At 56.7% G+C, this 22,912-nt stretch carries 25 protein-coding genes; 18 read left to right on the plus strand and 7 right to left on the minus strand.

The features are described from left to right. Positions 1-206: 206 nt before the first annotated feature. Together SHM7688_RS18490 and SHM7688_RS18495 are read left to right on the plus strand one after the other, a co-directional pair. Positions 207-413: an SHOCT domain-containing protein gene (locus tag SHM7688_RS18490; protein WP_058241422.1), complete on the plus strand. Its 207-nt coding sequence runs from the start codon at positions 207-209 to the stop codon at positions 411-413. An 84-nt stretch (positions 414-497) separates the two neighbouring features. Then, the gene (locus SHM7688_RS18495; protein ID WP_058241570.1) at positions 498-1,193 is read left to right on the plus strand and encodes a sulfite exporter TauE/SafE family protein; all 696 of its coding nucleotides are present in this window, start codon (positions 498-500) and stop codon (positions 1,191-1,193) included. A gap of 9 nt (positions 1,194-1,202) precedes the next feature. Here the strand turns inward: SHM7688_RS18495 and SHM7688_RS18500 are convergent, their stop codons facing one another. After that, a complete protein-coding gene (locus SHM7688_RS18500; protein WP_058241571.1) occupies positions 1,203-1,520 on the minus strand; it encodes a hypothetical protein in 318 nt (105 codons plus the stop codon). Positions 1,521-1,828: 308 nt separating this feature from the next. On the opposite strand from SHM7688_RS18500, the gene SHM7688_RS18505 reads away from it, so the two are divergent. The 15 genes from SHM7688_RS18505 to SHM7688_RS18570 all read left to right on the plus strand — a co-directional run bounded on the left by SHM7688_RS18505 (position 1,829) and on the right by SHM7688_RS18570 (position 14,303). Continuing rightward, on the plus strand, positions 1,829-2,683 hold the full coding sequence (locus tag SHM7688_RS18505; protein ID WP_058241423.1) for an HpcH/HpaI aldolase/citrate lyase family protein: 855 nt from the start codon (positions 1,829-1,831) through the stop codon (positions 2,681-2,683). Positions 2,684-2,761: 78 nt separating this feature from the next. Then, a complete protein-coding gene (locus SHM7688_RS18510; protein ID WP_058241424.1) occupies positions 2,762-3,313 on the plus strand; it encodes an NnrU family protein in 552 nt (183 codons plus the stop codon). A gap of 4 nt (positions 3,314-3,317) precedes the next feature. After that, positions 3,318-3,521 carry a DUF1737 domain-containing protein gene (locus tag SHM7688_RS18515; RefSeq protein WP_058241425.1) on the plus strand — a complete coding sequence of 68 codons (204 nt, stop codon included), beginning with the start codon at positions 3,318-3,320 and terminating at the stop codon, positions 3,519-3,521. Continuing rightward, on the plus strand, positions 3,521-4,552 hold the full coding sequence (locus SHM7688_RS18520; protein ID WP_058241426.1) for a MaoC family dehydratase: 1,032 nt from the start codon (positions 3,521-3,523) through the stop codon (positions 4,550-4,552). The genes SHM7688_RS18515 and SHM7688_RS18520 overlap by 1 nt, the downstream gene beginning before the upstream one ends. A gap of 7 nt (positions 4,553-4,559) precedes the next feature. Further along, positions 4,560-5,312 (plus strand): DUF4344 domain-containing metallopeptidase, encoded by a 753-nt coding sequence (locus tag SHM7688_RS18525; RefSeq protein ID WP_058241427.1) that lies wholly within the window; start codon positions 4,560-4,562, stop codon positions 5,310-5,312. A 53-nt stretch (positions 5,313-5,365) separates the two neighbouring features. After that, on the plus strand, positions 5,366-6,034 hold the full coding sequence (locus SHM7688_RS18530; RefSeq protein ID WP_083499112.1) for a DUF1194 domain-containing protein: 669 nt from the start codon (positions 5,366-5,368) through the stop codon (positions 6,032-6,034). Positions 6,035-6,290: 256 nt separating this feature from the next. Continuing rightward, a complete protein-coding gene (gene sdhC, locus SHM7688_RS18535; protein WP_058241429.1) occupies positions 6,291-6,674 on the plus strand; it encodes a succinate dehydrogenase, cytochrome b556 subunit in 384 nt (127 codons plus the stop codon). A gap of 12 nt (positions 6,675-6,686) precedes the next feature. Then, positions 6,687-7,058 (plus strand): succinate dehydrogenase, hydrophobic membrane anchor protein, encoded by a 372-nt coding sequence (gene sdhD / locus SHM7688_RS18540; protein ID WP_058241430.1) that lies wholly within the window; start codon positions 6,687-6,689, stop codon positions 7,056-7,058. 21 nt (positions 7,059-7,079) lie between these two features. Beyond that, positions 7,080-8,894 (plus strand): succinate dehydrogenase flavoprotein subunit, encoded by a 1,815-nt coding sequence (gene sdhA / locus SHM7688_RS18545; protein WP_058241431.1) that lies wholly within the window; start codon positions 7,080-7,082, stop codon positions 8,892-8,894. After that, a complete protein-coding gene (locus SHM7688_RS18550; RefSeq protein WP_058241432.1) occupies positions 8,894-9,529 on the plus strand; it encodes a hypothetical protein in 636 nt (211 codons plus the stop codon). The genes sdhA and SHM7688_RS18550 overlap by 1 nt, the downstream gene beginning before the upstream one ends. Before the next feature lie 46 nt (positions 9,530-9,575). Continuing rightward, positions 9,576-10,406, plus strand: a complete 831-nt coding sequence (locus tag SHM7688_RS18555; RefSeq protein WP_058241433.1) for a hypothetical protein — start codon at positions 9,576-9,578, stop codon at positions 10,404-10,406. Positions 10,407-10,459: 53 nt separating this feature from the next. Continuing rightward, a complete protein-coding gene (locus SHM7688_RS18560) occupies positions 10,460-11,239 on the plus strand; it encodes a succinate dehydrogenase iron-sulfur subunit (protein ID WP_058241434.1) in 780 nt (259 codons plus the stop codon). A gap of 176 nt (positions 11,240-11,415) precedes the next feature. Next, entirely contained in the window at positions 11,416-11,577 is a 162-nt protein-coding gene (locus SHM7688_RS19805; RefSeq protein WP_158500713.1) for a hypothetical protein, read from the plus strand. A gap of 134 nt (positions 11,578-11,711) precedes the next feature. Further along, on the plus strand, positions 11,712-13,352 hold the full coding sequence (locus SHM7688_RS18565; protein ID WP_223229216.1) for an FAD-binding dehydrogenase: 1,641 nt from the start codon (positions 11,712-11,714) through the stop codon (positions 13,350-13,352). A 90-nt stretch (positions 13,353-13,442) separates the two neighbouring features. Next, positions 13,443-14,303, plus strand: a complete 861-nt coding sequence (locus tag SHM7688_RS18570; RefSeq protein ID WP_058241436.1) for an urea carboxylase-associated family protein — start codon at positions 13,443-13,445, stop codon at positions 14,301-14,303. A 191-nt stretch (positions 14,304-14,494) separates the two neighbouring features. Here SHM7688_RS18570 and SHM7688_RS18575 read toward each other — a convergent pair whose 3' ends face one another. From SHM7688_RS18575 to SHM7688_RS18600, 6 genes are all read right to left on the minus strand, one after another. Then, a complete protein-coding gene (locus tag SHM7688_RS18575) occupies positions 14,495-15,082 on the minus strand; it encodes an HNH endonuclease (RefSeq protein WP_058241437.1) in 588 nt (195 codons plus the stop codon). A gap of 231 nt (positions 15,083-15,313) precedes the next feature. After that, on the minus strand, positions 15,314-17,035 hold the full coding sequence (locus SHM7688_RS18580; protein WP_058241438.1) for a DUF1302 family protein: 1,722 nt from the start codon (positions 17,033-17,035) through the stop codon (positions 15,314-15,316). Between the two features lie 112 nt (positions 17,036-17,147). Continuing rightward, positions 17,148-17,813 carry an alpha/beta hydrolase gene (locus SHM7688_RS18585; RefSeq protein ID WP_058241439.1) on the minus strand — a complete coding sequence of 222 codons (666 nt, stop codon included), beginning with the start codon at positions 17,811-17,813 and terminating at the stop codon, positions 17,148-17,150. A 121-nt stretch (positions 17,814-17,934) separates the two neighbouring features. Then, positions 17,935-18,639, minus strand: a complete 705-nt coding sequence (gene deoD, locus SHM7688_RS18590) for a purine-nucleoside phosphorylase (protein ID WP_058241440.1) — start codon at positions 18,637-18,639, stop codon at positions 17,935-17,937. A gap of 201 nt (positions 18,640-18,840) precedes the next feature. Then, entirely contained in the window at positions 18,841-19,155 is a 315-nt protein-coding gene (locus SHM7688_RS18595; RefSeq protein WP_058241441.1) for an H-NS histone family protein, read from the minus strand. A 175-nt stretch (positions 19,156-19,330) separates the two neighbouring features. Continuing rightward, positions 19,331-21,325 (minus strand): ethylmalonyl-CoA mutase, encoded by a 1,995-nt coding sequence (locus SHM7688_RS18600; protein ID WP_058241442.1) that lies wholly within the window; start codon positions 21,323-21,325, stop codon positions 19,331-19,333. 190 nt (positions 21,326-21,515) lie between these two features. Between SHM7688_RS18600 and SHM7688_RS18605 the strand changes: the two genes are divergently transcribed. Next, complete coding sequence (locus tag SHM7688_RS18605; protein ID WP_058241443.1) at positions 21,516-22,874, plus strand: 1-acyl-sn-glycerol-3-phosphate acyltransferase; 1,359 nt, start codon at positions 21,516-21,518, stop codon at positions 22,872-22,874. Positions 22,875-22,912 lie beyond the last annotated feature (38 nt).

A 22,912-nucleotide genomic window follows, 5' to 3' on the forward strand; every position in this document is an offset into this window, starting at 1 on the left:
TCCGGTTAAATATCGCGGCTGGCTTAAGTCGAAAATGGCTTTGACGCAAGTGTTTGCACCTGCAGAACGGCCAACTGACGCAGGGCGACCAAGATTCAATCAATCTTTGGGCGAGTGTTGAGGCGCGACGTAGGTGCGCTTGATTTGCCGGTGCCGCTATGGGTAGATGGGTCAAGAAATGACACTCTTACTAAGGATGCAAAGCGATGACTTCTGCGACAAAAACCCTGATGGCACTGGCTCTCGTGGGCATGACCGTATCGGCCTGTGGTGGCGGCGGGAACAGCACCACGACTGTGCAGACTGTGGCGATCGGCGATCAGCTCGCTTCGTTGGAAAAGGCTTACTCTGAAGGTCTGGTGACGGAAAAAGAATACAAACAACAGCGTAAGAAAATTCTGGATGAAAGCTGAAGATAAGACGTGTTCGGAGCCAGTTGTTGATGTGTTTCAGTGACTGATTCTGTCTCGTTTTTCTTACTTGCACCGATTGCGGTGATGTTTGCAGGCATCTCCAAAGCCGGCTTCGGCTCTGGAGCCGCTTTTGCAAGTGCAGCATTGCTGGCGGTCATTTTGCCGCCAGCGCAAGCCCTCGGATTGATGTTGCCCTTGTTGATGTTGATCGATCTTGTAACTCTGCGCCCTTATTGGCGGCGCTGGAGTGTGCAGGATGCCTGGGTTTTAATTCTTGGCGGGATTCCGGGCGTACTGGCCGGGGTGGCCCTGTTTCGGATCGCCAACGATGACGCTCTGCGGCTGTTCATAGGCGTGATCTCGCTTGCCTTCGTGATTTGGCAGCTCTGGCCGCGCAAAGGCGCCCGCGGGGCATTACCGTTCCAAGCCGGTATTGTGGCGGGCACCGTGACTGGGTTTACCAGTTTTGTGAGCCATGCGGGAGGGCCACCTGCAGCGGTGTATCTTCTTTCGCGTGGCTTGGATAAGACAACCTACCAGGCGACCACCGTGTTGGTGTTCTGGGCGATCAACTTTGCCAAGGCGATCCCCTACGCCTTTATGGGGATATTTGCCTATGACACCTTGCAGGCGGGGGCTCTTCTGGCACCTTTTGCCCTGTTGGGGGCTTATCTGGGCGTGAAGCTCCATCACGCAGTGCCAGAAAAGCTCTTCTTTGCGTTGACCTACGTTCTGTTGACAGCCACAGGTGCGAAGCTGATTTTTGATGCTTTGACGTGACTTACCCGTTCAGGCGTCATCACCTTCTTTAGGGAGCACTTCCACAAGCTCTTCATAGGCTTGGCCGGTCGCCATCAAGCAGGTGGAGCCGTTGGGCATCGTCACAGTGATTGTCCAGCTGCCCGAGCTTTCGGATGCAAAAATCTCGACAACGGCACCTTGTGTGCCCAATCCCAATGCCTGTCGCGATTCTCCGTATTTCTCCGCAAGTCGTTCGACAACGGTGTCACGCTTGGCGCAGTGGCGCAGAGATTGCGCATGGGTGAGAATGGCGCTCAGAGCGAGGATGCTCAAGCTGGAAGTCAGGGTTAGAAGCGTCTTTTTCATCTGGTTTCCTTTCAGGAAATTCTTGTCACGCTCACGAGCTTTGCCTGTGATGCGCGCCATATGTGCCCGGTGCTTCGCCTCTTCTTGTTGTATTTGGCCCTTTGGCCAGATCTTCCTCCCATAGGAAGCGATGAGAACAGTCTGCGCTGATGGGGCCGAAAAAATGGTTAACGCGGCGTGCAAAACCAAAATGGCTGCATTTAGGGCGCGCTGACGGAGCGTTTTTTCTGCAATGCGGCAAGATTGCCCTTGAAGTTATCTGAGAAAAATGCACCTCTCTGCGCAACAATATTACGGAGAAGAGTTTCATGGATCAGCGCGCACGCCCCTATCGTTCGGTTCTGTATATTCCGGGTTCCAAGGATCGGGCCCTCGAAAAAGCACGCGGATTGCCGGTGGATGCCATTATCTTTGATCTGGAAGATGCCGTGGCGCCGGATGAAAAAGTCAACGCACGCGCGACTTTGGCAGCGGCGCTGGAGCAGGGCGGTTATGGCAACCGGATGCGCATCGTGCGCATCAATGGGCTGGATACGCAATGGGGCGAGGCGGATGCCAAGGCGGCTGCCAGTATGGATTGCGATGCTGTGTTGTTGCCAAAGGTGGAAACGACGGCGCAGCTTGATGCGTTGGTTGCCTTGATTGGTGACAAACCGATCTGGTCCATGATGGAAACACCTCGTGGCATGCTTAATGCGGCAGAGATTGCGGCGCATCCACAGTTGAGCGGCTTTGTGATGGGCACCAATGACCTCGCCAAAGAGCTGCAAACCCGTTTCCGTCCCGACCGTTTGCCGATGATGGCGGGGCTTGGTCTGTGTCTGCTGGCAGCCAAGGCTGAGGGAATTGTCGTGGTGGATGGCGTTTATAATGCCTTCAAGGATGCTGAAGGGCTCAAGGTTGAATGTGATCAGGGCCGGGATATGGGCTTTGATGGCAAAACCCTGATCCATCCCGCACAGGTCGATGTTGCGAATGCGGCCTTTGCCCCCTCGGAGGCGGAAATCGATTTGGCACAGCGTCAGATCGCGGCCTTTGAAGACTGTGAAGCCAGTGGTCAGGGTGTGGCCGTGGTAGATGGTAAAATCGTTGAGAACCTCCATGTGGTGACCGCGCGTGAAATACTTGCAAAGGCGGATGCAATTGCCGCTCTGGAGGGGTAGTTTCTGACCCAAGACCAACCGGAGAATTTGGCTCTGCAATCGTGTCGGGCCAAACCTCTAAATCCAGCGGAGAGCGAGATGACACTATTGGTTCTTGGGGTATTGTTGTGGGCGGCGGCCCATCTGTTCAAGCGGGCACTGCCAGACGTGCGCGCAGGTATGGGAGACAAGGGCAAAGCTCTTGTGGCTTTGGCGATTGCTGTGTCGATTGTTTTGATGGTGATCGGCTATCGCATGGCAGAAATCGAAGATGTGCTGTGGATCGCGCCAAGCTTTGCCTACCATGTGAACAATCTTTTGATTTTGATAGCGATCTTCATGATGAGCCCGGCCCCGCGCAAGGGCAGGCTTCTCAACAAGATGCGCCATCCCATGCTGACAGGCTTTGCCCTTTGGGCGGCAGCGCATCTTTGGGTGAACGGAGATATGCCGTCGGTGATCCTGTTTGGGGGGCTGCTGCTCTGGGCGTTGGTGGAAATGCAGGTGATCAACAAAGCCGAAGGCGCCTGGTCTCCATCAGAAATAGGGACGATCGCAAAGGATGGCATGTTCTTTGTGGCTTCGATACTCCTCATGGGGGTGATCGGATATATTCATGGTCTGATCGGTCCAAACCCATTTGGAGGCTAAACACATGAAACTTTACCGTTTTCTTTCTGAGGAAGACACATCAGCATTTTGCCACAAAGTGACAGATGCGCTTAACAAGGGGTGGGAGCTTTACGGCTCGCCAACACAGACTTTCTGTCAGGCCACAGGCGTTATGCGTTGCGGTCAGGCGGTGGTGAAAGAGGTGGACGGCACCTACACCCCGGAGACCAAACTGGGAGAACACTGATGGCCAAGACCAATCCGGGCCGGTTTTTTGAGGACTACACGCTGGGTCAGGTGATCGAGCACGCGGTGCCACGCACTGTTGGGGCAGGGGAGCGGGCGTTGTATCACGCGCTCTACCCTGCGCGTCATGCGCTGTATTCAAGTGATGAGTTTGCGCGGGCCTCTGGCCTGCCCGGCGCGCCGCTGGATGATCTGGCTGCGTTCCATGTAGTTTTTGGGAAAACGGTTCCGGATGTGTCGCTTAATGCGGTGGCAAACCTTGGCTATGCTGAAGGTCGCTGGCTCAAGCCAGTTTATGCTGGTGACACGTTGCGGTCCACCTCTGAAGTGATTGGTCTTAAACAGAACTCCAACGGTAAGACCGGGGTGGTTTATGTGCGCACCCGCGGCATGAACCAACGTGACGAAGTGGTCATGGAGTATGTGCGCTGGGTCATGGTGCGTAAACGCGATGTGGATGCGCCGGCGCCTGAAACAGTGGTGCCGGAGCTGTCCAAGGTGATTGCCCCTGCGGATCTTGTGATCCCTGAGGGGCTCACCTTTGCCAACTACGACTTTGCGCAGGCTGGCGAGGCGCATCGCTGGGGCGACTATGAGATCGGCGAGACCATCGATCACGTGGATGGTGTGACGCTTGAAGAGGCAGAACACATGATGGCGACGCGCCTGTGGCAGAACACGGCCAAGGTGCATTTTGATGCCACATTCCGCCCCGATGGGCAGCGCTTGATCTATGGCGGGCATATCATCTCGCTGGCTCGTGCGTTGAGCTTCAACGGTTTGGCCAATGCGCAGATGATTGTCGGATTGAATGGTGGTGCGCATGCCAACCCTGCCTTCTCTGGGCTGACGGTTAAAGCTTGGTCTGAAGTCTTGGACAAGGCGGAAACCTCAGCGCCGGGCGTTGGGGCCATCCGTCTGCGCCTTGTGGCGACCAAAGGCGGCGCGCCGTTTGAGCTGAAAGGTGACGATGGGAAGTACCAACCCGACGTTCTGCTTGATCTTGACTATTGGGCCTTGATGCCGATCTGATCGGCGCATGATAAGATCTGTACTCACCGCAATAAACCTATCTTTGGCCTGCCCCGCGCAGGCCGAGATTTCTTTTGAGCAGACAGATGAAGAGACGCTGGCGTTTGTCGAAGGCAATGTGCTGGGGATTTTTTATCACGAGCTTGGCCATGCGCTGATCGATGTGATGGGGTTGCCCATTTTTGGTCAGGAAGAGGACGCAGCCGATGTGCTCTCAATTTTCCTGATTGACGCCTTTTACGAGGAAGAGAGCGCCGTGCAGCTCGCCTATGACGCTGCCTTTGGGTTTCTCGGTGAGGCGGACGCCGTCGAAGAAATTGCGTTCTGGGATGTGCATGGCCCAGATATGCAGCGGTATTTCAATACGGTTTGTCTTTTCTACGGAGCCAATCCGGAGGAGCGGGAGGACGTGGCCGCAGATTTAGGGCTGCCAGAGGAGCGTGCGGCCTATTGCCCGGATGAATATGATCAAGCCGCGCAGAGCTGGGGTGGTGTATTAGACGAGATCATGGATTCAAGCGGTGCTGAGACCTTTGTGCTTGGCGAAGTTACCGTGGAAACCGATGGCGGGCGGTTGACCAAGGATGTGGTTGCGCAAGAAATTGCAGCGTTGAATGGCGAGTTCAAATTGCCGCAAACGCTCACCGTTTCAGTAATCCCCTGTGGGGAGGCGAACGCCTACTATGATCCGGAAGCGGTTGAAATCGTCATGTGCACTGAGTTTGCCGATGTGCTCGCCAATATGGCTCCGGATTTTTGACGCACACAGGGAGTTGATCACGCATCCTGCGGTCCTCCGCTAGGTTGAGGCTCATGCGACCTTGGATATCTTTGGGAATGGCTTTTGCCGCTTTGCCCTGTGCTGGGCGGGCCTGTGAGTTGGCTTTGCTGCTCGCGGTGGATGTATCGGGGAGCATTGATGCGGCAGAATACAGGTTGCAGATGGATGGGTTGGCTTTGGCCTTGCGGGACGGGATTGTTGTAGAAGCGCTGGTGGAGCAGCGCGCAGCTGTTGCGCTCATGCAGTGGACAGGGGCGGGGCGGCAATTCATCGGCGCGCCATGGACCTCTATCACATCTTCTGAACAGGCCGAGGATTTTGCAGATCAGGTGACGGCAATGCCCCGCCGGTGGCACCAGTATTCTACAGCGATTGGTGACGCGTTGGTGGCTGCGGATCATGCCTTCGAAAACGGACCAGAGTGCAGGCGGCGTGTTGTGGACGTCTCCAGCGATGGCATTTCTAACGAAGGCACGGTGATACAGGAGGGGCGGCGCGCGCTCAGAGCGCGGGGCGTCACGGTCAATGCTTTGGTAATCGAAACGGACGATAGTGACCTGACGGGCTATTTCTGGGAAAATGTGATCACAGGTTCGGGTGCTTTTGTGGTGACGTCAAACGGGTTTGAGGAATACTCGGAGCGCATACGTCAAAAGCTGGTGCGCGAAGTCGCGAAGCAACTGGCCGAGTTGAGGAATTGATGGTGTGATACATATAAACTGTGAGCGCAAACACTTCACAGGGGTCGCCATTTGCCTATGGGGTGCCGTTAATCACTATGTTTTTCTGACAAAAAGACTCTGCATGATATTTGTGATCACGAATAAAAAGGCGTGATCACAAAATTAAGAAAATCCGCAGAATTGCGCCAAAAAACCGCGGCATTTAGGTGATCGTAACGGTGACAGTCGGCAAAAATGCGGTAGAAGAACGCAAGAGAACCGGAAAGGATTCAAAATGGCTGACGTGAAAAGGATCGAGCGACCGCTCTCGCCGCACCTGACGATCTATCGCCCACAGATGACATCTGTGTCTTCGATCATGGTGCGTATCACCGGAATTGCACTCATCCCGATCACGGCGATTGTCGTGTGGTGGCTTCTTGCGGCTGCGACCTCTGAAACGGCTTTTGCGTTTATCGATGGTCTTATGCGCAGCTGGCTGGGTGATCTGTTTTTGATCGCGGCAAGCTGGGCGGCGTACTATCACATGCTTGGCCGCCTGCGCCATGTGATCTGGGACTTCGGCTATGGCCTTGAAATCAACGTTGCGTTGAAACTGGGCGCTGGCATGTTCATTGGTGCCACTGTCCTGACCATTCTGACCGCACTGATCGTGTAAGGAGCTGGATTGATGAACTTTCTTACTGACCGTAAGCGCGCCCAAGGCATGGGTGCTTCTGGCCAAGGCACGCATCACCACTGGCAGATGATGGTGAGCTCTACGTTGTTGGTCGTTCTGATCCCGGCGTTTGTCATCACCTTCGGCCTTAGCCTGGGTGGCACCTATGAAGAGGTTCTGGCCTTCTATGCCAAACCTGTTCCCGCCATTATTTCTGCACTGACTTTGATCGTTGGCGTTGTGCACATCATGCGTGAAGCGCAGATGGCGATTGAAGATTATATGCATGGCCTGGCAGAGAAGCTCACCTACATCGCCGTAGGTGCGCTTTGCTACACAATGATCGCCGTGGGCTTGTTTGCTCTCGTCAAACTCGCCCTGTGATGTTGCGACAAGGATAAGATAATGACTGCTGCATACGAATATGAAACCCACGAATACGACGTCGTTGTTGTAGGCGCAGGTGGAGCGGGTCTGCGCGCGACGCTGGGCATGGCAGAGCAGGGGTTGCGCACCGCCTGTGTGACCAAGGTTTTCCCAACCCGTTCTCATACCGTTGCCGCACAGGGCGGTATCGCCGCCTCTTTGGCAAACATGGGCCCCGACAACTGGCAGTGGCACATGTATGACACTGTGAAGGGGTCCGACTGGTTGGGTGACACGGATGCGATGGAATACCTCGCCCGCGAAGCCCCCAAGGCTGTTTATGAACTGGACCACTACGGTGTGCCATTCTCCCGGACGGAAGAAGGCAAAATCTACCAGCGTCCCTTTGGCGGCCACACGACCGAGTTTGGCGAAGGCCCTGCGGTGCAGCGGACCTGTGCTGCGGCGGACCGGACAGGCCACGCGATCCTGCACACGCTCTATGGTCAGTCTGTAAAAAACAACGCGGAATTCTATATCGAGTATTTCGCGATCGACCTGCTGATGTCGGATGACGGTGAATGTCAGGGCGTTGTCTGTTGGAAGCTGGACGATGGTACCTTCCATGTATTCCATGCCAAAATGGTTGTCCTGGCCACCGGTGGCTACGGGCGTGCCTATTTCTCCGCGACCTCGGCGCACACCTGCACCGGTGATGGTGGCGGTATGGTCATGCGCGCAGGCCTGCCAATGCAGGATCTTGAGTTTGTGCAGTTCCACCCAACTGGCATCTATGGCTCCGGCTGCCTGATCACCGAAGGCGCACGTGGTGAAGGGGGCTACCTGACCAACTCCGAAGGTGAACGCTTTATGGAGCGCTATGCGCCGCAGTATAAAGACCTGGCGCCACGCGATTATGTTTCCCGTTCCATGACAATGGAAATTCGCGAAGGCCGCGGTGTGGGAGATGAGGGCGATCATATTCACCTCAACCTGAGCCACCTGCCTGCGGATGCTTTGGCAGAGCGTCTGCCGGGTATTTCGGAATCTGCGAAAATCTTCGCCGGCGTTGATGTTACCAAAGAGCCTATCCCCGTGTTGCCAACGGTGCACTACAACATGGGCGGTATTCCGACCAACTATTGGGGTGAGGTTCTGAACCCGACCGAGGACAACCCCACGGGTGTCGTGCCGGGCCTTATGGCTGTTGGTGAGGCAGGTTGTGCCTCTGTGCATGGTGCAAACCGTCTGGGCTCCAACTCGCTGATTGACCTCGTGGTCTTTGGACGTGCCGCCGCTATCCGGGCGGGTAAGGTTGTGGATCGCGATGCACCGGTGCCGACCCCACCGCAGGCTCAGATTGACAAGTGTTTCGCACGCTTTGATGGTCTGCGCTATGCGAAGGGGGCGATCCCGACGGCGGATCTGCGTCTTGAGATGCAGAAAACCATGCAGCGCGATGCAGCTGTGTTCCGGACTGCCAAGACCATGAAAGAGGGGGTTGAGGCGATGACGGAAATCGCTGGCAAGATGGGTGATCTGCATGTCACCGACACTTCGCTGGTGTGGAACTCCGATCTGATGGAGACATTGGAACTGACCAATCTGATGCCATCTGCGATTTCCACAATTGTGTCCGCAGAAGCGCGCCATGAGAGCCGTGGTGCGCATGCGCATGAGGATTACCCTGAGCGTGATGATGAGAACTGGCGTGTTCACACTGTGAGCCGTGTTGACGAAACCGGTACCAAAGTGGACCTGAGCTATCGTCCGGTGATTGTTGATCCTCTGACCGGGGAAGACGAAGGCGGTATCAACCTCAAGAAGATCGCGCCGAAAGCACGGACGTTCTGATGAAGCTGGTTTCGGTTGCCCTGATTTCTGTGTGTGTCCTTCTGCCAGGGATGTCTCTGGCGGAAAGCGCGCTCAATCGGGCAACCACCCAGTGTATGTTTGAGGTGGACAATTCCAGCCAGATCCATGTGACCCTAACGCAAAAGCGTGATGGTACGGAAAAGCTGCGGGTCAAGAACAAGGAAACCGGACGCTCCAGCAATGATCCGGTGATTGATGCGTATATGGCTTGCGTTTCGGCAAAAGTTGGACAGCCGATCAGCGCGACAGCCACGGTGCAAGCTGATCGCCCTGTTGTTGCGGCTGATGCCTCGACATCTGAAGTGCGGGCGTCTGGAGTTCAGGCAGTGGTGCAACAGGTGCGTTCTTGCATGGTTCAAACGCGTGCGCCCGGCAGTTACGGTGTGTTCGTGAGCCGCCCCGTGCCGGTTGTGCAGGCAGAGCCTGGTGGCACAGAGCGTGGCGCACGTCATGTGAACGACTGTTTGCAAGACAGATACAGCGTACAGTACAGCCTGCTTGAAACTGGCACAGTGGCAAGCACTGAAAGCGTATCGGCCCAGCCTGCCATCGCGGCAAACGCATGTCCGCGCCACGCAGGCGTGCTCTATGCCGGGAGCGGATATTGCCGGTAAGTTTGTCGACATATCGCTCAGTCAGGGCTGTGCAAGGAGGGCGGATATGACGCTTTCCCAGACGCACCGCCGTGTCATCGTGCATATCGGGGCCCAGAAAACCGGGTCCACGTCGTTGCACAGATTCCTGAGCCGCAATCGCGCGGCGCTGGCGACGCGGCTTGATCTGCGTGTGCCAGAAAAGGGCTCGCTGACGCGCGAAGTTGGACGCAGTTGTACGCTTTACAGCATGCGGCCTGACCGGCATGAAGGCACTCTGATTACTTTGATCAAGGCTCTGAAAGAGGATCTGAGTGGGAATGAAACCGTTTGCATCGTCAGCCATGAGAACATTGCCGGGGCCATGATGGGGCGCGGATCGGTGCGGGATCTTTTCCCGCGTATTGCTGATATTGTGCGCCTGTTTGATGAGCATCTGGCCCCCATTGTGCCGGAGTATGTGCTCTATACACGTGAGATGGCGGGCTGGAAGCGCAGCGTGCACAATCAGGCGGTTAAGTCTGATGGATATACCGGCACGCTGGAGACGTTTTTGAAAGAAACGGCTGATAGCCGTGGCTGGCAGGACGTGGCAAAAACGCTGGAAGCCTGCATCGGGACAGATCGAGTGCGTGTGTTTGCCCTAGAGGATGAGACCACACCGGAGCGCCCCGGACGGCAGTTGCTAAAACTTGCTGGGCTGTCTGATGAGGACATCGATGTGCTGGAGCCTTTGGCTTCGCGTTCTAATCAAAGCCTCAACCCGGGGGCTTTGGAGTTTATGCGCCAGTTGAACATGCTGGCGGTGGCGCAGCCTGCCCGTAAACAGGTGGCAGAGCTGATCAAGAACAATCAATCGCTTTTCGCTGCGGGCCCGATGCCTCAGCGTGAAGCCTGAACAGGAACGAAGGTAAGCGTATCGCACGCTCCCACGGATAGGAAGGAAAGACCATGGTCGAATTTGCCCTCCCCAAGAACAGCCGGATTGTGACTGGCAAGACCTGGCCCAAGCCGGAAGGTGCCACCAATGTGCGGAAGTTCCAGATTTATCGCTGGAACCCGGACGATGGGAAAAACCCTCAGGTGGATACGTATTTCCTCGACATGGACAAGTGTGGTCCCATGGTTCTGGATGCGCTGATCAAGATCAAAAACGAGATCGACCCAACGCTGACTTTCCGCCGCTCCTGTCGGGAAGGCATTTGTGGTTCCTGTGCGATGAACATCGACGGTATCAATACATTGGCCTGTATTTACGGGTTGGATGAGGTCAAGGGTGACGTGAAAATTTACCCGCTGCCACACATGCCTGTGGTGAAAGACCTGATCCCGGATCTGACACACTTCTACGCTCAGCATGCTTCGATCATGCCGTGGCTGGAAACCAAGACCAACCGCCCTGCCAAGGAATGGCGGCAGTCGATTGAAGACCGCAAGAAACTTGATGGTCTGTATGAATGCGTGATGTGCGCATCCTGTTCCACCTCTTGCCCAAGTTACTGGTGGAACGGCGACAAATACCTCGGCCCAGCTGCGTTGCTGCATGCTTATCGCTGGATCATTGACAGCCGTGATGAGGCGACTGGGGAGCGTCTGGATGAGCTGGAAGATCCCTTCAAACTCTACCGCTGTCACACCATTATGAACTGCGCAAAAACCTGCCCCAAAGGCCTGAACCCGGCCAAGGCGATTGCAGAGATCAAAAAGATGCTGGTTGAGCGTCACGTTTGATCGCGCTTTAGATTACGTAGTGAAAGCCCCGCTGTGCGGGGCTTTTGCTTTTCATGTGACGCGCACTGGGCTTGCGTAGATTGCATGGCGACCTTGCAAATCCAGAACTTTATGCCTTTGAAACTGCGCCATATATTGCGACCCAAGGAGGAGGTTGACAGAATTTGGAGATGACGATGTCTGCCTCAAACACCAAAGTTGCCGAGACCACAGAAGACTTCGCGGCGCGCGCGCTGGAACTGCTTGAGCAATCCTATGAGTATTACTCTCAGCCGGTCCGGGTTGTGGAAAATAAACAGCAGAGCGAAACCTACTACGAATACGTCAAAGCGGCCTGATCGCTTCCGACATGGCTTTCAAAAGCGCTTCTCCACAGGAGAGGCGCTTTTGCTGTTTTTGGGGTGACGTATGGTTAGTCTTGGCGGCGTCTTTGACCTGCGGATAGCCTTCTTGGCAAATGGGAGGAGATTTGATGCAGGATGTGATCGTCGTGGGCGGTGGCCTTGCCGGTTTGGTCGCGGCACAGGAGGCCGCAAGCCGGGGCAAGCGTGTGTTGCTCTTGGATCAGGAGGGCAGTCAGAGCCTTGGCGGGCAAGCGTTCTGGAGCCTTGGCGGGCTTTTTATGGTGGACACGCCAGAGCAGCGGCGCATGGGTATTCGAGACACCCATGCGCTCGCAACCTCAGATTGGATGGGGTCCGCCCAGTTTGATCGGCCCGAAGATGCCAATCCACGTAGGGTGGCCGAGGCTTATCTTGCCTTTGCCGCAGGAGAAATGCGGCCATGGTTGCACAGCATCGGCATGCGTTGGTTTCCTGTGGTTGGCTGGGCGGAACGTGGCGGCGAGATGGCGCATGGGCATGGCAATTCGGTGCCGCGGTTTCATGTGACCTGGGGGACAGGACCGGGGGTTGTGGCACCTTTTGAAAGGTTGGTGCGGGCACAGGAAGATGCTGGGCGCATCCGCTTTGGATTTCGTCATCGTGTGACCCATCTCATTGTCGAGAATGGCGTGGCCAAAGGGGTTCGGGGCGCAATTCTCGCTGAAGATCAAGCGGATCGGGGGAAATCTACCAGCCGTGAGATTGTGGGTGATTTTGAACATCGTGCAGAGGCCATTGTTGTGACCTCTGGCGGCATTGGCGGAGATCATGAGAGGGTGCGTCACTATTGGCCGGAAGACCGATTGGGCAAGGCGCCAAAGCGCATGGTGGCGGGGGTGCCGGATTATGTCGACGGACAGATGCAGCGTGTGGCTGAAGCAGCAGGCGCAGGGATCATCAACGGTGACCGGATGTGGCATTACACCGAAGGGGTGGCCAATTGGGATCCGATTTGGCCCAACCACGGCATTCGCATTCTGCCGGGTCCCAGTTCCATGTGGTTTGACGCATTGGGCACACGGATGGAGGCCCCTTATATGCCGGGTTTTGACAGCCTTGGCACGCTCAAGCGCATTCTCTCCACAGGATATGAGCACAGCTGGTTTGTGCTGACGCAGAAGATCATCGAGAAAGAGTTTGCCCTGTCCGGCTCTGAGCAAAATCCGGATCTGACATCTGGCAAATGGCGTGAGGTGCTTAAGGGGCGTCTGATGTCTAAAGGGGCGCCGGCACCGGTGGAGGCTTTTAAGGCGCATGGTGAAGATTTTGTTGTCGCGGATCGCTTGGAAGATCTTGTTGCGGGGATGAATAAGATCACACCTCAAACACCTGTTTCATTTGAAAAAATACGGGATCAGATCGTGGCGCGAGATGCTCAGGTTGACAGTCCCTATTGCAAAGACGCACAGGTGACGGCGATCCGGGGCGCGCGTAATTATCGTGGGGATCGATTGATCCGAACGGCGAAGCCACATCGCATTCTGGACGCCTCAAACGGGCCGTTGATAGCGGTGCGCCTCAATATTCTGACACGAAAGTCTTTGGGTGGGTTGCACACGGATGAAACGGGGCAGGTGCTGCGCGCGGATGGCTCTGTTTTTGAGGGTCTTTTCGCCGCGGGAGAGGTGGCCGGTTTTGGCGGGGGAGGCTATCATGGCTACAATGCGCTGGAAGGTACGTTTCTTGGCGGTTGCATCTTCTCTGGTCGGGCAGCTGGACGCGCCGTCTAGACAAATTGACATCACAGCGGCGTGAGGCGAGGGAGGTCTAAGTCCTTTTGCCCATTGCCAAATCAACGTGCTTGCGGGCAGGATCGGCGCATGACTGATCTGCCTTTGCCCCCCGCTGATGCTGAAGACCGCCGCGCTATTGCTCCGGTGATCTGCTATCCTAATGAGACGCTGCCACCCCCGCCTTTGGCGCTTTACCGCGCGGCGCGGGAGGGGGCTGTGAAGGTGGATGAGGTGCTTGTGCCTGCGAGGGATGCGCGGTGTTTTGAAGTCCCAGCAGGTCATTTTTTTCGCATTTCTTCGATGGAAGGACCACAGGTTGGGGATCTGAATCTGTGGCATCGAGATGATCTGAATGAGAGGTTTTATTCAGGTAAAACAAGAGCTTTGCATGGGACACACATCACAGCGGGAGAGCGGATGTGGAGCAGTTTTCCAACCTTGCGCCCCATGGCCACGCTGACGGCGGATACGTTAGGCTGGTATGGCATCGATGCATATGGTGGCTCTGTGCATGATGTCATTGGCACGCGCTGTGATCCTTACACGGGCAATCTGCTGAAGGGGGATCAGTATCACTATTGCTGTCATTCCAACCTGACCCGTGCCTTGGCTGATCATAGTGGCATGTCACTGACAGAGGCGGAGCCCTATGTGCATGATGTGCTTAATGTTTTCATGTGCACTGGCTTCACACGCGACACCGGGCAGTACTTCATGAAAGCCAGCCCTGTACGCCCGGGGGACTATCTTGAGGCCTTTGCAGAGATCCCGCTTCTGGGGGCGCTGAGCGCCTGTCCGGGGGGAGATTGTTCGGCGGAGCACAGTTCGGATACGGCCGCCTGCTATCCGCTTCTGGTGGAGGTCTTTGCACCAGAAGAGGGCGCACTGGAGGGGTGGGTGTCGCCGACGGTGAATGGCTATGATCGCAGCCATGGACGTGGGGATTAACCTTTTTTCGCGCTGTCTGTATCGCGTCTGTGATGCGTCGGTATCCCGGAGGTGTCCCAACACCTGTCTGAAACGACGTTAAGAATTCTCACGGGCTGTAACACTGCGCGGCATTTTCCCTCTGCGAGGGGGAAGCCCGGAGGGCTTTGGACGAGACAAACAGCGCGCCCTTCAGGGCGCTCCGTTCAGGTTCAGACCGCATCCAGTTCCGCGTCCCAATACAGGTAGTCCATCCAACTTTCATGAAGAAAGTTTGGCGGGAATTTACGCCCCACGTTGCGCAGCTCTTCAGAGCCGGGTTGTCGTGGAGGTTTGCGTAGTGCCATGCGGGCCTGTTTGAGGCTTTTGGAGCCTTTCCTCAAATTGCAGGGAGAGCAGGCCGCAACCACATTCTCCCAGCTGGTCACGCCGCCCGCGGCACGGGGCACGACATGGTCAAAGGTCAGATCCCCCCTGGCACCACAATACTGACAACAGAATTCATCCCGCAAAAATAAATTAAAGCGCGTGAAGGCCACGCGCTTTTGCAGTTTTACATAGTCTTTCAGGACCACGACGGAAGGGATGCGTATTTCAGTTGAGGGGCTGCGCACTACGTGGTCGTATTCAGCGACAATATCAACACGATCCATGTAGGCGGCTTTGACGGCATCCTGCCAGGGCCAGAGGGAGAGCGGGTAATAAGAGAGTGGGCGGTAATCGGCGTTGAGTACAAGAGCGGGGTGGTGTTTCAACCCGCCGGGACTTCGTGTGAATTCTGTCCTGAAATCGCCGTCCATGATGGCTCTCCCTTCAAGCGCGAGGCGCGGAGGATGGCCTCACATATCAATACTATATCTCGTGTTCTAATTCTGGCAAGCCTCACGATATGCGCAATTGGTGCGGATGATGAGGCACGTGCAGGGTGCCATTGTGGGATGACGGTTTGATGACAGGTGGGGGCCCAAAAACAAGGCAGCCCGCCTCTGGAGGAGGCAGGGCGCAAATATGCGAAAATGCGGACAGGCGCCTTAGAAAAGACTGCCCGGATCAAAGCTCTTGGACAGGGTCACGGCAAAACGGGTGTCGTCCTGTGCGATCATGCTGCCGATGCCTTGACGGCCAATGGCATTGGTGGCCATGGCATCCACAGAAAACCCTGATTTGCCAAAATGATAGCGGGCGCCGGCGGCCCATGTGGCCTCGTCGTTGTCGCGCCCGATTGGGGTGACTTCGGCGATCAGCGCCAGACCATTGTCAAAGGTATAATCCAGCCCCAACCCCAGCCCGACCAGCTCAACAGACCCCCAAGCGGCGATTTTGGGGCTGGCGGTGAAAGAGAGGCGGTTGGGCATTTCGTAGTTGGCGATCAGGTCCGTATAGAAGACGCCGATTTTGACCGAATTTGAGGTGATCTGGCGGCCATACATCATGCGCCCGGCCAGCGAGAAGGCATTGCCGTTGTCCTGATCCATGAAGCGCAGCTTGGGCCCGATCATGTAGTGCACATCGGTGGAGGGGCGGATGTCATCAGGGGCGGTATCACTGTCAGAGAACTGTTCAAAATGGACCTGAATTTCCGTGTCGCGGTCCGTGCTGAAGTTCAGAGAGATACCGGCGTTGCTGTCCGATCCGCCCCAGATTTCGGTGCGCATATGGCCCGGCTCCAGCGTGGCAGCCGTGCCGAGCGTGAAGCCGTCTTGCTGTGCGTTCAACTGTGCCTGCGTAGGGGGCAGGGACAGATCCCGGTAGCTTTCATCGTATTTGGAACCCGGCGTGTAAACCAGACGCCCGCCCACCAGAATATGGTCTCCGTCCGGCCAGAAGGTCATAATGCTTGTGGCCGGGGTGACACCCCAGCCATTGGTGACATAGCCTTCCAGAGCCACGCGCGGGGTCACATTGTAGCGTCCGCCCACCGTCCAGACCGGGAGCTTTTCCCATTCACCCTGACTGTTGATGGTGTTGTCGTTGCTGATCGGCGCATCAAGCGTTCCGAAAAGCGCCACACGGTTGTTGGGTTTGAAGGTCAGCCCCGCCCCCAAAGAGAAGATGGTGCCATAGAAGCGATCCCCGGCGATGTCATTGGGTGCAAGGGTCAGGCTGGGGGTGAGGTGCAACTGTAGCTTGGAAGAGGCTTTATAGGTGATCGGGGCCTTTACCGCACCCAGAGTGATGCCGGTCTGCTTGTTGAAGAAGCCGCCCCAGATGTCGGATTGCATGGTCAGGAAGGCTTCGGCAGAGGCCAGTGCGGAAATGGCCCAACGCTCATCCTGATAGAGCTGATACTTGCCCCAGAGCGCCAGTTCGTTGGTTTCCAACTGAGGGATGCGGTCCGGGCCGACGCCGGGCACGCCGTCGATGGGGCCGCCGATGGGATCGACGTAGTTCTGCAATTGCAGGCCAAGTGTGAACCTGTCGGTGAAGGCATAGCTGCCACCGCCGTGATAGACCTGATTGCCAGTGCCTGCGCGGTTGTCCGGGCTGGTCTGGCGGGCACCAACGTTCAACTCAAAGGTGCCGGCGGGATTGATATTGCCAGTCTCAAATGCGGCGACACGGCCGGGCATGGCATCCAGCGGATTGACGCTTTGGGCCATGGCGGAGGTGCTCAGCATCAGGCTTGTCGCCAGCGCAAGGCCGGACAGGCCAGACAGAGCGCCTTGTGTACGGGTCGAAATGTGCTGCGCCTGAGAAGAGGGAGACAGGCGGAGACGGACGGGGGGCGTGAAATCGCTTACAAAATCGCTCACAGTAAATTCCAATGCGTAATAACTAACGAAAGTTTAACGCAGGATGGCAGCGGGCCAAAACAAAACTTAGCCGCGCTGTGTGAGGATGCTGCTTTTTAGAGCTGCCGTTGCGTCAAAGGCCCAATTTGTCGCGCATGAAGGCGAGGGCAACACCGAGACCGTCGGGGGCGATTCCATGGGCGGTGCCCTTCATGATGTGGGCGTAGACATCTGTGAACCCGGCTTCTTGCAGCGCTTCGGCGGCTTCGGGAAGGGACTGCGGGGGGACCACATCGTCCTGATCCCCATGGATCAGCAGAATGGGGGGCTTGCTGACAGCTTGGTCTTTAAGCAGCTCTGGTTGCAGCAGGCGACCAGAGAAGGCGACAACACCAGCGACAGGATCTTCGCGGCGTGGGGCGATATGCAGGCTCATCATGGTGCCTTGTGAAAACCCGAGCAGCACAACCTGCTCGGGCAGGAGGTCTTCATCGACCATGACCGCATCCAGAAAGGCATTGAGATCATCCACGGCGGCCATCAGGCCGCGTTCGCTCTCTTCCTCAGAGGAGCCATCGATCCAGGGGATTGGGAACCACTGGCGGCCCATCGGCATGCCGGGGATTTCTTCGGGGGCATCTGGTGACAGAAAGAGCGTGTCTGGCAAGTGCTCGGCCAGTGGATCTGCGAGCCCCAGAAGATCGGCACCATTGGCGCCATAGCCATGCAGGAAGATCACTGCGGAACGGGTTTCGCCGGAGGCGGGCTCTTTGCGGAGGGTTTGCAATACACGCGTCATGATCTGGCCTTTTGTGAGCTTTGGTCAGAGCGTGTGTGGCACGTCGCGGGGCGCATCGCAAGCGTGACGGTGGGGGGCGACGCAACGATGGCGTCGCCCCTGCATTGGTGAGGTGAAGGGGTCAGGCGAAGGCGGCCTGAAGCGCGATCTCGACCATATCGCCAAAGCTCTTTTCACGATCCTCAGAAGGCAGGGCTTCGCCGGTGAGCAGGTGGTCAGACACGGTGAGCACCGCCAGTGCGCGGCGGCCATGGCGGGCGGCGAGATTGTAGAGTTCGGCGGCTTCCATTTCGACGCCAAGAATGCCGTGGCGTGTCATCTGTTCGTTGAGATCCGGGCGCTCGTCATAAAACACATCCGAGCTGTAGATGCCGCCCACATGGGTGGGGGTGCCTTTGGCGGTGGCCGCATCTGCGGCGGCGCGCAGCAGGCCGTAATCGGCGCAGGGGGCAAAATTGATCTCTTTGAAGATACCGCGCGACGGGGTGGACAGGGAGGTTGCGGTCATGGCGATGATCACATCGCGCACTTTCACGCTGTCTTGCATGCCACCACAGGAGCCGATGCGGATCAGGGTCTGTGCGCCGTAGTCTTTCATCAACTCATTGGCGTAGATGGACAGCGAGGGCATGCCCATGCCAGATCCATGGATGGTGACACGGTTGCCGTTCCACATGCCGGTGAAACCAAGCATGCCGCGCACTTCATTGACCAGTTTCACGTCGGTCAGAAAGGTCTCGGCCGCCCATTTGGCGCGATAGGGGTCGCCGGGCAGCAACACAGTTTCGGCAATGTCGCCGGGTTTGGCGCCGATGTGGACGGTCATGAGATTTCCTTTCGCTCAGACGGGGACGGCCCTTGGCCGTGAAAAAAGAGGGGTTCACATGACCGCCTTTGCCCGTGCCCTGCAAGGGAAAAACGTCTGGGTTGACCCCTGAAAATGTGAAAGCCGGAGGCGACTGCCACGGTGGGCATCGGCGCTCCGGCTTTGAAAGTCGTGATGGCCTAATTGTCAATTGACCAGATTTCAGATTTCCATCTGATCTGGTGTCACCCCTGCGGCGAGGGCTTCGTCAAACCATTTTGGCTTGCGGCCTTTGCCGGTCCAAGTTTTGCTTTTGTCATTGGGGTGTGCATATTTTGGCACGCCTTTCATCAGGCCGCCTTTCTTCTTACCGCTGACATTTGCCAATTCATCCAGTGAGAAGCCGTATTTTTCTGCGGCTTCTTCAATGGCCTTCAGAGCATCCGATTTGCGCTGCGCTTCTTTTTTCTCGATCTGAATGTCGATTTCTGCGCGCAAGTCCAAAAGCTCGTCGCGGTTCATTTCGTCCAATTTCATCCCAAAGTCCTACGAGTTTACCTAGTACTATTTGATGTGGCAGAGGAATTCCCTTTTCTGCAAGGCAATTCTGGACAATTTGGTAAAATTTTTAGCTTTACACACGGGAAAGTTGAGGGTAAGGAATACCTTACCCTCATAATGTAATCTAAGTGCATGATTCTGTGGCTGAATTTTATTCAGCCGCTTCCGGTTTTGGGTCTGCCAAGGTCACGATATCCGACATGATCGTGTTCAATTCGAAGTCCTTTGGCGTGTAAACGCGGGCCACGCCCATGGCTGTCAATTTCTGGGCATCTTCATCAGGAATGATGCCGCCGACAATCACAGGTGTTTCCTGCAGGCCCGCTTTGGACATGCGCTCCATCAGGTCTTCAACCAATGGGATATGCGAGCCGGACAGAATAGAAAGTCCGACCACATGCGCGCTGTCTTCGAGGGCTTTGTTCACAATTTCCTCGGGGGTCAGGCGAATGCCGTCATAGGTGATGTCCATGCCGCAGTCGCGCGCCCGGAAGGCAATTTGTTCTGCGCCATTGGAATGCCCATCCAGACCGGGCTTGCCAATAACAAATTTCAGGCGGCGGCCGAGCTTGTCTGAGACCGCATTGACCGCATCGCGAATGTCATCAAGTCCTTCGGTCTTGTTGGATGGGGCGCCGGAGACGCCAGTTGGGCCGCGATATTCGCCGTGAACCACCCGCATCTGTGCCGCCCACTCGCCGGTGGTGACACCCGCCTTGGCGGCGGCGATGGAGGCAGGCATGACGTTTTTGCCAGAAGCTGCGGCTGCGCGCAGATCTGCGAGGGCACGTTCAACGGCTTTGCTATCGCGGCTGGCGCGCCATTCTTGCAGGCGGCCAATCTGTTCCTGTTCCACGGCGGGATCCACAACCATGATGCCACCGTCGCCGGTCATCAGTGGGGAGGGCTCGCCCTTCTGGAATTTGTTCACACCCACAACAATGGTCTCACCCGCCTCAATCCTGTTGAGACGGTCAGCATTGCTGTCCACAAGGCGGGATTTCATATAGTCGATGGCACCGATTGCGCCGCCCATGCTGTCGAGGTTTGACAGTTCGCTGCGCGCACCGGCCTTGAGTTCTTCGACCTTGGCATCCACCGCCGGGTTGCCGTCAAACAGATCGTCATATTCCAGAAGATCGGTTTCAAACGCCATGATCTGCTGCATGCGCATGGACCATTGCTGATCCCAGGGGCGGGGCAGGCCGAGGGCTTCGTTCCACGCTGGAAGCTGGACCGCGCGGGCACGGGCTTTTTTGGAGAGGGTCACGGCCAGCATCTCGATCAGGATGCGGTAGACGTTGTTTTCCGGCTGCTGTTCGGTCAGGCCAAGGGAGTTCACCTGCACCCCGTAGCGGAAGCGGCGGGATTTCACATCTGTGACGCCATAGCGTTCCACAAGAATTTCATCCCAGAGATCCACGAAGGCGCGCATTTTGCACATCTCAGTGACAAAGCGGATACCGGCATTCACAAAGAAAGAAATCCGGCCGCAGAGACGTGGGAAGTCTTCTTCGGCCACGCGGGGGCGCAACGCATCCAGAACCGCGATGGCGGTGGCCAGTGCGAAGGCCAGCTCTTGTTCTGGCGTCGCGCCTGCCTCCTGCAAGTGGTAGGAACAGACGTTCATCGGGTTCCATTTGGGCACGTTGGTGTAGCAGTATTCTGCCACGTCCGCGATCATCTTCAGGCTGGGCTCTGGCGGGCAGATGTAGGTGCCGCGCGACAGGTATTCCTTGATGAGGTCGTTTTGCACCGTGCCCTGCAGCTTGGTGACGTCTGCGCCTTGCTCTTCGGCGACAGCGATATAGAGCGACAACAGCCACGGCGCGGTGGCGTTGATCGTCATGGAGGTGTTCATCTGCTCCAGCGGGATCTGATCAAACAGGGTGCGCATGTCTCCCAAGTGGCACACAGGCACGCCGACTTTGCCCACTTCGCCACGGGCCAGAATGTGATCGCTGTCATAGCCGGTCTGTGTGGGCAGGTCGAAAGCCACGGAGAGGCCGGTCTGACCTTTTTCCAGATTGGAGCGGTACAGCGCGTTGGAGGCTTTGGCCGTTGAGTGGCCCGCATAGGTTCGAATCAACCATGGGCGGTCCTTTTGAGGGCGGTCATCGGGCTGGATTTGCTGCGTTTGCGACATGGATCGTCCCTTTTCTGGAGGGGCCTGGCTGGCTTGGTAATAATCTTGCGTTGGAGCGTATGTATGCGAAAGATCATATGCAAGTCAATTCGCTGCGTCGCGGCAAATACGTTCCGTCATAGCGAGATTGATGAGAGGGGCATTTGAGTTTGATGTTTACCTCCCCCGGCGCAATTGACAGAGTCCCGCCATGACGTCGACTGTTGAACTTCCTATCTGGCTGTTTGTCCTGATCCTGCTGTTTGCGATTGTGACTGCGGCGAGCCATCTCCTGTTTCCTTCGGTGCGCTGGTTCTTCCGGCGGAGGATGGAGCGCGTTGTTGCGAAGGTGAATGACCGCTTGGAGCGGCCGATCGAGCCTTTCAAGCTGGCACAGCGCCACGACATGATTCAGCGTCTGATTTATCAACCGGACGTCACAAAGGCCGTCGCGGAACATGCTGCGCAGGAAGGCATACCGGATGCGGTGGCCTTTGAAGAGGCCAAACGCTATGCGCGTGAGATTGTGCCCTCCTTTTCGGCGACCATGTATTTTGGGGTGGCGATCCGCATTGCGCGGTTTCTGAGCCGGGCGTTTTACCGCGTGCGACTGACCCATGTGGATGAGGCCGCACTTAAGGACATTCCACAGGACAGCACCGTTGTGTTTGTGATGAATCACAAGAGCAACATGGATTATGTGCTTGTGACCTATCTGGCGGCGCAGCGGTCGGCTTTGTCTTATGCGGTGGGCGAGTGGGGGCGGGTCTGGCCGCTCAGTCGCCTGATCCGGGGCATGGGCGCCTACTTCATTCGACGTCGCTCCCGCAATGATCTGTATCGCAAGGTGCTTGCGGCCTATGTGCGTCTGGCCACCGAAGCGGGGGTGACGCAGGCGATCTTTCCGGAAGGGCGGCTCTCGCTGGATGGGGCCCCGCAGGATCCCAAGCTGGGGCTTTTGAAATATATCACCGATTCCTATGAGCCGGAGGGGCGGGATGTGGTGTTTGTGCCAGTAGCGATCAATTATGACCGGGTGCTGGAGGATCGCATTCTGCTTGAGGCCAAGGCGCGCGGGGGCAAGGGATTTCGGGCGCGCATCAGTGTGATTGTCGGGTTCTTCTTCAAGCAGCTCCTGTTTCGCCTGCGGGGCAAGGTGCATCGCTTTGGCAACGCGACGGTGCGGTTTGGGCAGCCTGTGTCGCTGCGGGGCTTTGCCCATGCGGTGGAGGGCGATGTGGCGAAACCGCTTGGAGTGGAGCTGATGCGGCGCATCAATGCGGTGGTGCCGATCTTGCCGGTGCCGCTTTTGGCCAAGGTGCTGGAGGGGGCCGAGGAGCCGATGACGCGGGCACAAATCTCTGAAACGTTTGAGGGGCTTTTGGCGGGTTTGCCGGAAAACAGGGCCCAGTTTATGCGCGCGGCGCCTCAAGAGGTTCTTGAGAGTGCTTTGCAGACATTGTTGGGGCGTCGGGTGCTGCAGGAAAGTGACGGAACGTTCTTTGTGGACCCCAAACAGAGCGACATTGTCGGCTTTTATGCCAATTCTATTAGGCATTTGCTGAAGTGATTGTGCGTGCGCAGCGAAAAATGCTGCGATTGCGAGGT

The organism is Shimia marina (assembly GCF_001458175.1).
Lineage (GTDB): Bacteria > Pseudomonadota > Alphaproteobacteria > Rhodobacterales > Rhodobacteraceae > Shimia > Shimia marina.